The sequence below is a fragment of the Clostridium tyrobutyricum genome, from assembly GCF_019144085.1.
Classification (GTDB): domain Bacteria; phylum Bacillota; class Clostridia; order Clostridiales; family Clostridiaceae; genus Clostridium_B; species Clostridium_B tyrobutyricum_A.
The window spans coordinates 13,879-28,587 of sequence record NZ_JAHHUY010000004.1; the positions used below are offsets into that span (position 1 = coordinate 13,879).

The 14,709-nt window shown below is 31.8% G+C and carries 14 protein-coding genes and 1 riboswitch; all 14 genes read right to left on the minus strand.

Annotation, left to right across the window (positions count from 1 at the left end; all coding sequences use genetic code 11):
* Window positions 1-2: 2 nt before the first annotated feature.
* The gene (locus tag KM800_RS02520) at window positions 3-626 is read right to left on the minus strand and encodes a precorrin-8X methylmutase (RefSeq protein WP_017895917.1); all 624 of its coding nucleotides are present in this window, start codon (window positions 624-626) and stop codon (window positions 3-5) included.
* Window positions 626-1,705 carry a nicotinate-nucleotide--dimethylbenzimidazole phosphoribosyltransferase gene (gene cobT, locus KM800_RS02525; RefSeq protein ID WP_017895916.1) on the minus strand — a complete coding sequence of 360 codons (1,080 nt, stop codon included), beginning with the start codon at window positions 1,703-1,705 and terminating at the stop codon, window positions 626-628. The genes KM800_RS02520 and cobT overlap by 1 nt, the downstream gene beginning before the upstream one ends.
* Entirely contained in the window at window positions 1,702-3,045 is a 1,344-nt protein-coding gene (locus KM800_RS02530; protein ID WP_217811660.1) for a cobyrinate a,c-diamide synthase, read from the minus strand. Before KM800_RS02530 ends, cobT begins: the two co-directional genes overlap by 4 nt.
* The gene (gene hemB, locus KM800_RS02535) at window positions 3,042-4,016 is read right to left on the minus strand and encodes a porphobilinogen synthase (protein ID WP_217811661.1); all 975 of its coding nucleotides are present in this window, start codon (window positions 4,014-4,016) and stop codon (window positions 3,042-3,044) included. Before hemB ends, KM800_RS02530 begins: the two co-directional genes overlap by 4 nt.
* Before the next feature lie 19 nt (window positions 4,017-4,035).
* On the minus strand, window positions 4,036-5,508 hold the full coding sequence (gene cobA / locus KM800_RS02540; protein ID WP_217811662.1) for a uroporphyrinogen-III C-methyltransferase: 1,473 nt from the start codon (window positions 5,506-5,508) through the stop codon (window positions 4,036-4,038).
* Between the two features lie 7 nt (window positions 5,509-5,515).
* Window positions 5,516-6,391 carry a hydroxymethylbilane synthase gene (hemC, locus tag KM800_RS02545; protein ID WP_217811663.1) on the minus strand — a complete coding sequence of 292 codons (876 nt, stop codon included), beginning with the start codon at window positions 6,389-6,391 and terminating at the stop codon, window positions 5,516-5,518.
* A gap of 21 nt (window positions 6,392-6,412) precedes the next feature.
* Window positions 6,413-7,063, minus strand: a complete 651-nt coding sequence (locus KM800_RS02550; RefSeq protein WP_330655495.1) for an NAD(P)-dependent oxidoreductase — start codon at window positions 7,061-7,063, stop codon at window positions 6,413-6,415.
* Window positions 7,053-8,120, minus strand: coding sequence for a pyridoxal phosphate-dependent aminotransferase (locus KM800_RS02555; RefSeq protein WP_217811664.1), 1,068 nt, complete (start codon window positions 8,118-8,120; stop codon window positions 7,053-7,055). The genes KM800_RS02550 and KM800_RS02555 overlap by 11 nt, the downstream gene beginning before the upstream one ends.
* 16 nt (window positions 8,121-8,136) lie before the next feature.
* Window positions 8,137-9,093: an adenosylcobinamide-phosphate synthase CbiB gene (gene cbiB, locus KM800_RS02560; RefSeq protein ID WP_419195454.1), complete on the minus strand. Its 957-nt coding sequence runs from the start codon at window positions 9,091-9,093 to the stop codon at window positions 8,137-8,139.
* A 19-nt stretch (window positions 9,094-9,112) separates the two neighbouring features.
* Window positions 9,113-10,591 (minus strand): cobyric acid synthase, encoded by a 1,479-nt coding sequence (locus KM800_RS02565; protein ID WP_217811666.1) that lies wholly within the window; start codon window positions 10,589-10,591, stop codon window positions 9,113-9,115.
* Window positions 10,592-10,696: 105 nt separating this feature from the next.
* Window positions 10,697-10,874: riboswitch (cobalamin riboswitch) on the minus strand.
* 54 nt (window positions 10,875-10,928) lie between these two features.
* The gene (locus KM800_RS02570) at window positions 10,929-11,654 is read right to left on the minus strand and encodes an energy-coupling factor ABC transporter ATP-binding protein (RefSeq protein WP_017896014.1); all 726 of its coding nucleotides are present in this window, start codon (window positions 11,652-11,654) and stop codon (window positions 10,929-10,931) included.
* 2 nt (window positions 11,655-11,656) lie between these two features.
* Entirely contained in the window at window positions 11,657-12,460 is an 804-nt protein-coding gene (locus tag KM800_RS02575) for an energy-coupling factor transporter transmembrane component T family protein (RefSeq protein WP_217811667.1), read from the minus strand.
* 151 nt (window positions 12,461-12,611) lie between these two features.
* A complete protein-coding gene (locus KM800_RS02580; protein ID WP_017752780.1) occupies window positions 12,612-13,166 on the minus strand; it encodes an NUDIX domain-containing protein in 555 nt (184 codons plus the stop codon).
* Window positions 13,167-13,227: 61 nt separating this feature from the next.
* A complete protein-coding gene (locus KM800_RS02585; RefSeq protein ID WP_217811668.1) occupies window positions 13,228-14,673 on the minus strand; it encodes a PLP-dependent aminotransferase family protein in 1,446 nt (481 codons plus the stop codon).
* Window positions 14,674-14,709 lie beyond the last annotated feature (36 nt).

The following is a 14,709-nucleotide window of genomic DNA, read 5'->3' on the forward strand; positions in this document are numbered from 1 at the left end:
TACTATCTCCTGGTTAACATATACATAAGTGCATTTACTATGGCAGCTGCTGCATTGCTTCCACCTTTTCTGCCTCTAACTGTTATCATTGGAATATCCAATTTTTCTATTTCCTCTTTCGACTGGGATGCTCCTACAAAACCAACTGGTGCTCCTATTATAAATTTTGGTTTTGCTTTTCCCTGAAGGGTAAGTTCTTTAAGCTTAAAAAGTGCTGTAGGAGCATTGCCAAATACAAAGAACTCCACACCTTCTTCCGCTGCTATTTCCACTGCAGCCATAGATCGGGTTATCCCTCTAATTTTAGCTTCACGTGCTATATCCTCTCTGGACACAAAGCACTGCACTCTGCAATTTAGTTCATTAAGTGCCTTTTTATTTATTCCTGACAGTGCCATATTGGTATCAGTATATATTACAGTACCTTCTTTCAAAAGTTTCAGAGCCCTTTCTATAGCTCCATCTCTTATATACAATATCTCTTTATATTTAAAATCTGCAGTAGTATGTATCACTCTTTTTACTATGGCAAGCTCTTCATCTGAAAAACTATGAGGTCCCATTTCCCTGCCTATTATTTCGAAACTCTTTTTTTCTATATCCATAGGATTCTTAATATAGTCCATTACAAATTATCCTCTCTTATATCTACAAGTTGACTACTGTCTATTTCAGCTTCTTTAAATGTAGCCATATTATCCATAGTATAAAGTGCAGCCTCTATTATGGTAAATGCAAAAGGACAAGCTGATCCTTCTCCAAGTCGCATATCCAAATTAACCATTGGCTTTAGTTCCAATTCATTCATCACATATTTGGCACCAGGTTCTGCTGAAAGATGAGACGGAAACAGAAAGTCTTTAACATGTGGATTTAATCTTACTGCACACAATGCCGCTACAGATGATATAAAGCCGTCTATTACTATTGGAACTCTATTTTGGGCTGCTCCCAGGAAGCATCCACAGAGTCCGCAAATATCAAATCCTCCAACTTTTGAAAGAACATCTATAATATCATTTTTATCTGGTTTATTTATGGAAATCGACTTTTTAATGGCATTTATCTTTTTAGAAAGCTGAACATCAGTTATTCCAGAACCTTTACCTGCAGCTAAATCCGGAGAAATTCCTGTCAGTACACTTAGAACTGCAGCACTTGTAGTTGTATTGCATACTCCCATTTCACCTGTACCTAAAAGATCATATCCACTTTTGCATAAATCATCAGTTATCTGAATGCCAACTTCAATTGCCTCTATGGCTTCCTCTCTTGTCATAGCTGGTTCTTTTGTCATGTTTTTAGTTCCATAATTTACTTTTTTATTTATTACACCAGGAGTATTAATGTCACATTTAATTCCTATATCTATTACAGTTTTATCTGAACCGTAGAAATCAGATAATACGCAGACACCAGTAATCCCTTTTGTAAAATTATTTGTTACATCTGCAGTAAGTTCCTGTCTGCAGCTTCCTATACCTTCTTCCCATATTCCATTATCCGAACACATTATTATTATATTTTTTTTATTTATGCTATTGTGTATTTTACCTGTAATTCCAGCCATTTTAGCAGCTATTTTTTCAATCTGTCCCAGACTTCCTATAGGCTTTGTTAAATTGTCTATCCTTTTCCATGCTTTTTTTACTGCAGACTCATCACTTTTATATATCTTGTTAATAGTGTTTTCTAACAATGTCATAATTTTCCCCCACTATTGTAATTTACTATATCTTTAATAAAATCCATATTTCCAAAAAAGTGTACATGGGCATAAGCTGCTAAAGTATTATTCTTGTAATAACCGCACTCCCATTTTTTTTCACTTCCATCATACATTTTTTTTGTAACTTCATATACTCTATTTTCCATTGACCGAATATAGGATTTATGAAATTCATGGCAATTAATTTTAATTCCACTTTTTAATAATTGGTTGTATTTAACAACTTCTACACTTGAATATCCAAAATTATGAAGTTTATCTGACATAAATACCTTTCCTTTAAAAAATCCCACCATGTCAAAGCTTTTGTCTCCTTTTACATTTTGTATTTCATCCATCAAATACATTAGTCCTCCACATTCTGCATAACATCTAAGACCTGAATTTAATTTTTCTCTTATATCCCATATCATGGTTTTATTTTTAGAGAGAACTTCTATAAAAACTTCTGGATATCCACCGCCTAAATAGAGAAAATCAATATTTTCAGGTAGTTTTTCATCATGAATGGGACTAAAAAAAATTATTTCACCTAATTCATTTAACAGTTCTAAATTTTCTTTATAGTAAAAGCTAAATGCTTCATCGTAAGCCACAGCAATTTTCATATCTTTTGATTTGAGATGAAATCTATCTTCATAGTCCTGGGTTTCTTTAAAATACTCAAGCATTCTATCTATATCAATATTTTCTACAATAAGTTTGCCAAGAATATCCACCCTGGAGTCAAGATCTGTTACTTCACTGCTTTGAATAAGCCCAAGATGTCTGCTCTTTAAAGAAACTCTATTATCTTTTGGAATAAACCCAAATACCTCGACATTGCAGTTTTTATTTATAGCCGCTTTTATGAGATTATAGTAGGATTTGCTTACATTATTTAATATAACTCCAACTATATTTACAGATTCAAAATCAATCATCCCATTTATTTCTGCGCAAATAGTAGTACTTTTTCCCTTTGGATTCATAACCAGGATAACAGGAAGGTTTAATAATTTTGATACATGGGCTGTAGAATATTTAGTGTCTATTCCTTTGCCATCATATAGTCCCATGACACCTTCAACTATTCCCATATCACCATTCCCCCTGCTGTAGGATGCCCTTAAACCTTCTTCTCCCATAAGAAATATATCTAAATTTCTAGATGGTATTCTGGTTATTTTTTCATGGAAAGCAGTATCTATATAATCAGGTCCCACTTTATATCCCTGAACTGTAAATCCTCTTTCTGTAAGAGCTTTCATAATCCCAATAGTTACTGTAGTTTTTCCACTTCCACTACTGTCTGACGATATAATTATGCTTTTCATTTATTTTCTTCTTTTATCCATCTGCAAATATCCAAAGCATAATAGGTAATTATAATACCTGCTCCAGCTCTTTTGATTGAAGTAAGCATCTCTTCTGCAACTGCCTTTTCATCTATGAGTCCAGCCTTGGCTGCAGCTTTCACCATTGCAAATTCTCCACTTACATTGTATGCTGCTATAGGAAAATCGAATTTATCCCTTGCCCATCTTATTACGTCAAGATATGGAAGGGCAGGTTTAACCATAATTATGTCTGCTCCCTCTGCTATATCATCTTCTATTTCCAGCATTGCTTCTCTTATATTTCCCGGATCCATTTGGTAGCCTTTTCTGTTTCCAAATTTAGGTGCTGAATTTGCAGCTTCTCTAAAAGGTCCATAGAAAGCTGAACAATACTTTGCACTATATGCCATTATAGATACATCTTTATATCCATTTTCGTCTAAAATATGTCTAATTGCACCTACTCTTCCATCCATCATATCAGAGGGTGCAACCATATCGGCTCCAGCTTCTGCATGTGAAAGTGCAATTTTAGCTATATATTCAAGTGTCTCATCATTATCCACTTCATGATCATGGATTATTCCACAGTGACCATGACTTGTATATTCACACATGCATACATCAGTTATGACAAATAGTTCAGGATACAGATCTTTGAGTTTTCTTATTGCCCTCTGAACTATGCCATCTTCTGCATAAGCTTGAGAACCAACTTCATCCTTGTGCTCTGGAAGTCCAAACAATATGACACTTTTAACTCCAGCATCTTTCATTTCATCAACTATTTCTTGCAATCTATCTACAGAATACTGATAATTGTTGTCCAGAGAAGGTATTTCCTGTTTTATATCATTTCCATCAATTACGAACAAAGGATATATAAAATCATTTTTATTCAATGAAGTTTCCCTTACCATATCTCTTATAACACTATTTTTTCTCAATCTTCTATGTCTTCTAAACATCTCATTACTTCCCATCTTTTTAATTTATATTTCCAGCTATAAGCTTCTGTATAATTCCATCTGTAGTATAGCTTTTGGACATTTCATAGCTTAAATTATGTTTTTTTAATTCACTTCCTGTTATAGGTCCTATTGATACAATCTGCTTTTGTCTTATGGAATCAATTCCAACAAGTTCTATCATATTTCTAACAGTACTTGGGCTGGTAAACAAAACAGTATCTACATCTTTAAAGCACTCTTTGTCTAATACATCTCCAACCAACGTCTCATAGGTATAACATTCATCTACAATACATCCCTGGCCTCTAAGTACTTCTGCCAAATATGGTCTCGAATTTTTAGACCTTGGAATAAATATTCTGTCACCTTGTTTTACATATTTCTTCATTTCCTCATAAAGACTTTCCGCCACAAACTTCTTTGCAATTATTTTGGGTATTATTCCCCTTTTTCTTATTTCTCTTTCCGTAGCAGGTCCTATTGCAGCAAATATACCTTTTATATTCCTTATATCATAATTTTCTTTAAGGAGAACATCAAAAAAACTTTCCACTCCATTTGAACTTGTAAAAACTACATAATCATACTCATTTAGTTTATCCATATAATCTTTTATGTTTTCTGGAGTATATCTTATTTTAATTGAATGAATTTCAGTAACTTGAGCACCTAGATCTATCAGTTTCTTTCTCATTGGTACAGATTGTTGTTTTGATCTTGTTATACATATATTTCTGCCAAATAGAGGTTTTTTCTCATACCAGTTTAATCTGTCGTTTAATTTGACTACCTCTCCTATTACAAATATACATGGTGAATGGAAATTCCTTATTTTAGTTTCCCCATATATGTTTTTTAAATTTGAAGTTAATTTTCTCTGTTTTGCAGTAGTTCCACTCATGACCACTGCACAGGGTTTAGATGGATTCATACCATTTTCAATCAATTTATTACATATGATTTGAAGATTTGAAAAGCCCATCATAAATATCAATGTTCCACCTATATTGGCAGCGGATTTCCAATCTATATCAAGCTTATCTGCAGCCTTTCCAGTAAATACATGAAAACTTCTGGCAATATTTCTATGAGTTACAGGTATTCCTGCATAATTTAGAACAGAAATAAATGAGGTTATACCTGGAATAACTTCAAATTCTATATTTTCTTCTGTCAAGGCAAGTATCTCTTCTCCCCCTCTCCCAAAAATATAGGGATCCCCTCCTTTAATTCTTCCAACTATATTTCCCTGTTTTGCAAATTCAACAAGCATTTTATTTATTTCATCCTGTGTCTTGTAGTGACTGCCAGGATTTTTACCGCAATAATACAATTTGCATTTTTCATCGATATAGTTTAAAACTTCAGTTCCTGCAAGTCTGTCATACATTACTACAGTACATTTTCTAAGTTTTTCTACTGCCTTTAGAGTTAAAAGTTCTTCATCACCAGGTCCTGCCCCTATAAGATATACCTTACCGCAAGCCATATTATTACTACTCCTTTCTGCATATAAGTTCAGCTAAAGTTTTTCCAAGATCAATATTATGTGATATTTCTCCGGCAATACTTTTTTTTATCAACTTTCCATTTAGATCAAATAGTCCTGTTATATAAATTGTATCTCCTGAAATTTCAGCATAGGCTCCTATAGTAGAATGACAATCTCCATTTAAAGCTCTCATAAAACTTCTCTCTGCCTCTACACATTTTCTACTGTTTTCATCATTCAGTTTTGTGAAAATATTTTTGTGTTTACTATTACTCCTTATTTCAACTCCCAAAGCACCCTGACCTATAGCAGGTACAATATTTTCTATACTAAAATAGTCTGTTATAATCTCTTCCATATTCAATCTCATTACACCAGCAGCTGCCAGAACTATTCCATCCAATCCCTGACTTATCATCTTGTCTATTCTTGTCTGTACATTTCCTCTTATTGGAGTTATATTTAAATCTGGTCTTAATTTTTTAATCTGGGCTGCTCTTCTGTTGCTGCTGGTTCCTATCTGAGCACCAATTCTTAAATTTTTAAAATGTACATTTCCATTTGATACAAAAACATCTCTTGCATCTTCTCTTTTACAAATAGCTGCTATTTCAAATTCATCCATTATGTCAAAAGGTACATCCTTCATGCTGTGAACAGCAGCATCTACCTCATTATTCAAAAGAGCTCTTTCTATTTCCTTTATAAAAAGTCCTTTACCTCCTATTTTGTTCAAGGCTATATCAAGCCTTTTGTCTCCAGTAGTTTCTATTAATACCTTCTCACTTTCAGATCCACATATCCTTTTTACCAAATCCATTACTATTTCTGTCTGGACTTGAGCCAGTTTGCTTTTTCTAGTAGCAATTTTAAATTTCAAACAATATCACCATCCGTAAAATTAAACTTCATTATTATAAAACATATCTATTATAATTTTGGACTTCTTTTTTTTATAAAAGAAATAAAAATCTTTACAGCATATAAATCTCATTATTTCACTACGTCTTTTTCCCTTTGGCAAACTATTTCTGATATTACATGTAAAACTTATAAAATCATCATATTTTTCTATATTGTTTTTTATTATATCTGAAATAAAAACCGCAGTTCTAGGTGATGAATCATATGTATTTACTCCAAAATATAAACTATTCGTACTTCTTTGACAGGGCAGAATGGAATTTCCCATATCAGGCCGGGTACAGTCTATGTATATTTTATACAACCTGCTGCAATCTCTTCTTATTGCAGCATTTACATTAGAGTCATCTGATGCAATAACTATAATATGCTTATCACATATATAACTTGGATTGTATTCATCTGAAATCATATTGACATTCTGCCTGTATTTGAATTCGTCAAACTCCTTGAGAAACTCCTTGGATACAATCTGTACATTACAATTTTTATTTGAAAATGTCTTTGATTTTATATAAGCCGCTCTTCCTCCACCTACTATTAACACATTTACTTTATTAGACAAAAGAGTGATAAGTAATTTTTCATCCAATTCAATAACCTGCCTTTTTAATTCACTATGAATAATTTATAGATATTCTGCTCAATATATCAAGCATCTGCTGATTTTTTTCTCTGTCTTTTATAGCCAATCTTATATAATTATTATCCAAACCTCTATAGTTATTACATTTTCTTATAATTGCACCGTTTTTCATACATTCATCGTAGAGAGTCATACAGTCAATGGATTTCAATTTACATAATATAAAATTTGCATAAGTATTATATATTTTATTTATTATACTAATTTTATTTAATTGACTTTTCATGAATTTTCTCTCATCACTGATCCACTTTAACGATTTATGAATATATTCTCCGTCTTTAAGTACATATTTTACAGCAGTCTCTGCAAAACAATTTATGTTCCACGGATTTTGATTTGTTTTTATATTCTGTATAAGGTACTTATTCGTGGAAATACCATATCCGAATCTAATGCCCGGCAGTCCAAAAAATTTTGTAAGAGCTCTTACTATAAAGATGCATTTGTAGTTTTCCAGTTCATTTAAAAAACTATATTGTTCATTTCCTGTAAATTCAATAAAAGCTTCATCTATAATTATAGTCTTGCCATTTTTATTACAATATTTTACTATTTTCATGAATTTCTTTTTATCTAGAATATTTCCATTTGGATTATTGGGATTTCCTACAATGACTGCATTTGAAAATTTCAATTTGGATTCTATATCTTCGTAATCAAAATCCATATTACCCTTTAACTTGGAATATATTATATTACAATTCCATTTTAGTGCATTTTTCTCATATTCTATAAAGGAAGGAACTACTATACATATGCTTTTAGAATTCTTTATTACAAGGTCTATTACTTCTGCAGCTCCATTTCCAAGTACTATATTTTCATTTTCAATAATCCCTTTATGTAAATAGTTCCTTATATTATGTTTTAAATTTCTATACTCCTCATCAGGATATATATTTGATACATTCAACGCTTTATCTATATTATCTCTAAAACTTTTAGGAACTCCAAGTGGATTTATATTAGAGCTAAAGTCAAGAAGATTCCTCCCTTTTAAAATTCCTTCTGTATATATGTCTCCTCCATGTTCCACAAAATCACACTCCAATTTAGAATTTAAAATAACATACAAATATTACGATTGTTAAAATCACCATAATTGTCTGAGAGAAGTACATAAGTTTTATACATTTATCTATATGAGTAAAATTGAGAATATTTATTTTATCGCCTATATTGGGTTTATATACTTTTTCTCCAAAATACATATTGGTTCCACCCAATTGAATCCTCATTGCTCCTGCAGCAGCAGCTTCAGGATATCCACAATTTGGACTTTTATGATTTTTTCTATCCCTCATCATTATTTTAAGAGAATTTAATATATTACCTCCCACAAATGGTGAAGAAAGTGAAATCAATACTCCTGTTATTCTAGCTGGTATAAAATTAAAAATATCATCTACCCTGGCAGGGAAAAAGCCTATATATCTGTACTTCTCATTCATATAGCCAAGCATTGAATCCATAGTATTAACTGCCTTGTATGTCATAGCCAGTGGTGCTCCAAAAATAATGCCGTAAAAAAGCGGTGCTATAACTCCATCAGAAGTGTTTTCAGCAACTGTCTCCACAACGGCTCTTGTTACTTCATCTTCGTCAAGATTGGCAGTATCTCTTCCTACTATATAAGATAATTTATTTCTGGCACCTATTATGTCCGACTTTTTCAATGAAAAATATACTTTTCTAGACTCTTGATCCAGACATTTGGCAGACAATGTAGTACATAATAGGCCTATGTTTACTATGTTGAATAAAATAATACTATTCTTTAACAAAAGCAGCAATATTATAAATGAAATTAAAAAGCTTACAGCTGAAAGTACTATTACTATTACTCCACCAAATACTCTAATTTGTTTTTTAGTTTTACATACTTTTCTTGCCTTGTACTCTAAAAAGCTTATAAGTTTTCCCATAAATATAACTGGATGCGGAAACCATCGAGGATCGCCTATTATCCAATCCAGTACAACAGCTATGATAATATCTATAAAATTCATAAGTAATAAGGACACCATATTACCTCTTTCCATCCAGCTTTACTATATCATATAGTGCTTTCATGTCTATATTGCTTCTAACTATGTCTGCCAGTTTATCCAGTTCATTTTCTCTGATTTCATCATAACTTAAAGAATGTTTATGTTCTAGATGTTTTTTGTCTCTGACTATATTTAAAATATACTGTCTGAAATCCATGTCGTCAAATACACCATGTATGTAAGTGCCTATTACATTATTTTTATAGTTTACTGCACCATCTTTTAAAGAAACTTCAACTCCATTTTTATTTACTATTTCAAAAAATGACTTGGCCTTACTTCCATATTTTGAATTGCCCATATGTATTTCATATCCATGAACAGTACAGTATTTATTTTTTGCTTCCACTCTTGTAGTAACTTTATTTCTTTCAAGTACAGTATCTATGTCCAGAAGACCCATTCCTTGAGTTTCAAGCACACTGCTTTCAACTTCATATGGGTCTTTTAGAGAGTTGCCAAGCATTTGATACCCTCCGCAAATCCCTATTACAATACCAGATTTGCTGTATTCTTTTATACAGTTTTCAAGTCCATTTTCTCTTAATTTTATCAAATCTTCTATGGTATTTTTACTTCCTGGCAAGATTAAAATATCCGGATTTCCAAATTCCTCTTTTGAAGTTACAAATCTTATAGATACATCTTCTTCACTGCGTAATGCATCAAAATCAGTAAAATTGGATATATGAGGTGACTTTACAACAGCTATATCTATATAGTTGCTGATTTTCTTATTAAATGAAACTGCACCATCTTCATCCTCCAGATTCAGGTCAAAATAAGGAACTACTCCAAGACCCGGTATTTTAATTATATCTTCCAGCATATCAAGACCTGGCTTCAGTATTTCTATATCTCCTCTAAACTTATTTATTATTGTTCCCTTTACCCTCTTTTTCTCGTTGTCCTTCAAAAGCAGCATAGTACCTGCCAACGAAGCAAATACACCACCTTTATCTATATCACCTACTAAAATTACAGGAGCATCGGCAATTTCAGCCATTCCCATATTTACAATATCCCTATCCCTTAGATTTATCTCAGCAGGGCTTCCTGCCCCTTCCATTACAATTATATCAAATTGGCTTTCCATATATAGAAAATGCTTTTTTAACATTTCTCTGAATTTCAACTTCATGTTGTGGTATTCCACAGCAGTGGCATTTCCATATACTTCGCCGTTCACTATTATCTGACTTTTTCTGTCCGATGTAGGTTTTAAAAGTATTGGATTCATATAGACTTGAGGTTCCAGGCCAGCTGCATAGGCCTGAAGTACCTGAGCTCTTCCCATCTCTTTTCCATCTAAAGTTATATAGGAATTTAGAGACATATTCTGGGATTTAAAAGGGCTTACGGAATAACCATCCTGCATGAATATTCTACAAAGCGCAGTAACAATTATACTCTTGCCAACAGATGATCCCGTTCCCTGAATCATGATTTTTGCCATAATAACCTCCTAATACAAGAAGCAGTAAACCAAAAGGTATACTGCTCCTCTAAAATCCGAAATAATCCAGAATAATTCAAGTTAGAGAACTTTCCCTCCGAAAGTTTAAACAAAATAACACCAGGCAGGTCTCCTGACTTATGATTCATCCTTGTCTTCTGGCCTTCCCCTATCAAGGTGGCATAAAAAAGATTCGTCTTCAAATACAGTAGCGGGGGCTGTTATGGATTTTAACCATATTCCCTTTTCACCTAAAATAGGCACCTGAATTTATTTATATTCTTTTTTATGAGTATATTACAATATAAATTTCATGTCAATAATATACCACTTTTAGTCATTTTATATTATTATCCTGTAAAAATTTTTCATCGCCTATTATATTTTCATAACTATCATCTCTTATGATTCTATGATACTCTGAAAATACAAGTGCCCTTTCAAAAACACCCTCAACATATTCAAAATCATGGGTAGAGCATATTATAGTCTTTCCTGCTTTATTGAGCTTAATAAATAACTCCCTTAAAAATTTTTTTCCTTTAGGGTCTATTCCATTCATTGGTTCATCTAAAGTCAGAACATCAGGATTAAGTACAAGTACGGAGGCAATGGCAACTCTCTTTTTCTCTCCTCCACTCAAATTATACGGTTGTCTATGTTTTAAATTACTTATGCCAAGTAAATCCAGACAATCCTCAACTCTACTTTTGACACTTTTTTCATCCATACCCATTTGTCTTGGTCCAAAGGCTATTTCCTCATATACTGTAGGACAGAAGAGTTGAGCATCAGAATTCTGAAATATAAAGCCTATCTTTTTATGAAATAATTTTGAATATTTACTGTCATTCATCCTTTTCTCACATATCTCAGTTTTTTCAAAGTAATATTTGCCTTTTTGTGAAAACACTATTCCATTTAAGAGTTTTAAAAATGTAGACTTACCACTTCCATTGGCACCTATAAGTGCTACAGACTCTCCTTCACCTATATTAACGGTTACATTTTTGAGTACGTCTATATCTTTGTATTTAAAACATACATCTTTAAATTCTATCATAATTAGGCTTTCAATCCTTTCGTATAGAAATAAAACACTATAAGAAGTACACTTGCAGATGCATATAAAACATCCCGAACTGTTATCTTGAAATTTGAGACAGTAGTATACTCTCCCGTAAATCCTCTACATTCCATTGCTGAATACATTTCCTCTCCCATTTCATTTGACTTTAGAAACAAATTTCCCATTATTTTAGGAACAGATGTATACTTTCTATTATTTTTCCCAATTGATCTAAGTTTTAAAGAATAAAACATGTCCAATGCAAATTGTCCTAAAATATAAATGTATTTTACAGTTATATCAAATACAAGTATAAATATATCAGGTACAAAAAATATCTTTAATGATCTTGTTATATGACTCCATTTTGTGGTTGCAGAAAAAATATTTGCAATCATTATAGTGCCAAATATCTTTAATATGAGTATCATACTGTTTATGGAATTTCCCATAACAATAGATGGAATAAGCATTATAAATGTAAAAATTGGTATTACTATACTCAATAATAGAATACTTTTTATCTCACCTGCATCAAGCATACTAAGAAGCAATAAAAAGTATATGTCTATTGCCAGTACATATGTAAAATTTCTTGACATGGATAAAAATATAATGTTGAGTATCATAAAAGCAAGCTTTATTGCAGGATTTATCCTATATAAAAATCCATTTTTAAACTTGTCTTTTCTTTTAATATGTGACAATACCTTTAAAATGGAAAATATGCTCTTGTCTATAAATTTATCTGATTTTCCTTTAGGTATGTAGTCATCTTTTTTAAAAAGCCAGTCTTCCAAATTAAACACCTCTTATACCTTGCCATGCCGGCCTATTTTTTGTGATAAAACAAATTGATAAATACAACTATCACTACTATAACGCCACATGCACTTATTATACTGCATATTATAATCAAATCTTTTATCATATATCACAGACCCACCCCAGCTAATTATTTTGTAGCCCACAGAATACGTACCAACATCCAATTCCCAATGCCGTTCCACTTTTCTGCTCTTTCTTTAAAAAATCAATTATTTTATGTTTTTCAATTAGAATTACCTCTATATCCTCCGAATCTTCCAATTCCTGCTTTGGATTCTTATTTTCCGGTAAATTTTCATCTACTGTTATCCCTAACAATCTTACTGTATCTGACAAGAGAGCTGCATTGGAATATAAAAGTGGACTTTCAGATCCTACTTTTCCTATATATCCTGTCTCCTCTTTTAGTTCTCTCAGTGCATTTTCCGCTGCATCATCATTTTCCATAAGCCCTGCTGGAAATCCAATTACATAATTATCAATAGCAGCCCTATACTGCTTTATTAATATGTATCTATTGGATGGAATAAGCTTTGATAACATTACTACAGTATTTACGGTATTAGTTCTCTCTACACTTTCCCATTTCAATTCATCATTTTTCTTTCCTCTATAAGTTATTTCCTTTAGTGATATCCACTTTCCTCTATACAATATCTTTTCGTCTATTTTCCTCATTGAAAGCACTCCTCAATTCTATTAAAGTATATAAATAATTATAATATATACTTGATAAATTCTAAACTGATTTTAATTTTTTTATTTCTTCACCGATTATTTTGAATCCTCTTTCTATATCTTCATCACTTACTCTTGAAAACCCAAGTCTGAAAGTATTATCTCCTCCTCCATCCGTATAAAATATATCTCCTGGAGTAAATATAACTCCTCTTTTACAACATCTGTGAAGAAGTTTCCTTGAATCTATTCCATAGACTTCTATGAATATATGAAGTCCCCCCTCTCCGTATATTTTAGAATATGGAATATATCTTCTGGCAAAATCAATTGCCTTTTCATACTTATCCTTGTAAAATCTTCTTACCTTCTTTATATATTTTTCAAAATTACCTTCTTTTAGATAATCATAAAAGACAGCCTGATCAAGAAATGATGTGTGTATGTTTCTGCTTCTCTTTAAACTTTCAATATAACCTATAAGCTGTTTGTCTGCAAGTATCCATCCTATTCTAATACCAGGAAAAAGTATTTTTGAAAAACTCCCTATATATATGACACTATTTCCATTTCCACTTAATGCTGCAATAGGTGATACATGATCACTTAAATATCTCAATTCTTCATTAAATCCATCTTCTACTATTGGTATATTGTTTTCTCTTAGAATATTATAAAGTTTGGTTCTCTTTTCCGGCGGCATTACAATTCCTGTTGGATTGTGATATGAAGGTATGAAATAAGACAGTTTTGGTTTTTGCCTTGTTAATTTTATCTTTAAATCTTTTAAATTGATTCCATCTTCATCCATAGCTACTCCTACTATATTCAATTTATGTAGTTTCATTATTTTTATAGCAGTGTTGTGTGTAGGATTTTCACAGATTACACTGTCTCCAGCATTAGTAAGACAGGAGAGTATTAGATCAAAACCTTCAGTAAAACCATTAGTTATGATGATATCTTTTTCAGTCGTATTTATTCCCTTGTTTTCCATGTATTTTAAAAGATATTTTATAAGTGATTTATACCCTTGAGCATATCCGTAATTTAAAATTTTTCCACCTTCTCTTGAAATACAGTTCAAAAAGGATTTTCTAAAATTTTCTACATCAAATAATTTATCATCAGGAGCTATACTCTTAAATGATATCATACCTTTTTCCCATTTTACTTCACTTTTAATTATATCTAGTTCGTCAGCTTTTTTGGCATAATTATTTATGCGATTGCTCCAATCTACATTCCATTTTTCCTGAAAATCTACTTTTACATCTGCTACAAAGGCACCTTTTCCTTTTTTCATATATATAAGTCCATCATCTTTAAGGAAATCATAGGCACACATTACTGTATTTCTGCTTATTTTCAATCTTGATGCCATTTCCCTTGTAGATGGAAGCTTTTCTCCAGATGCCATCATACCTCTTAAAATCATATTTTTTATATAATTTTTCAACTGTATATATACAGGACTTTTCTTGTCAATCTTTATATCAAAAAACATTGTTACACCTCAATCACAATTCACAATTCACAATTC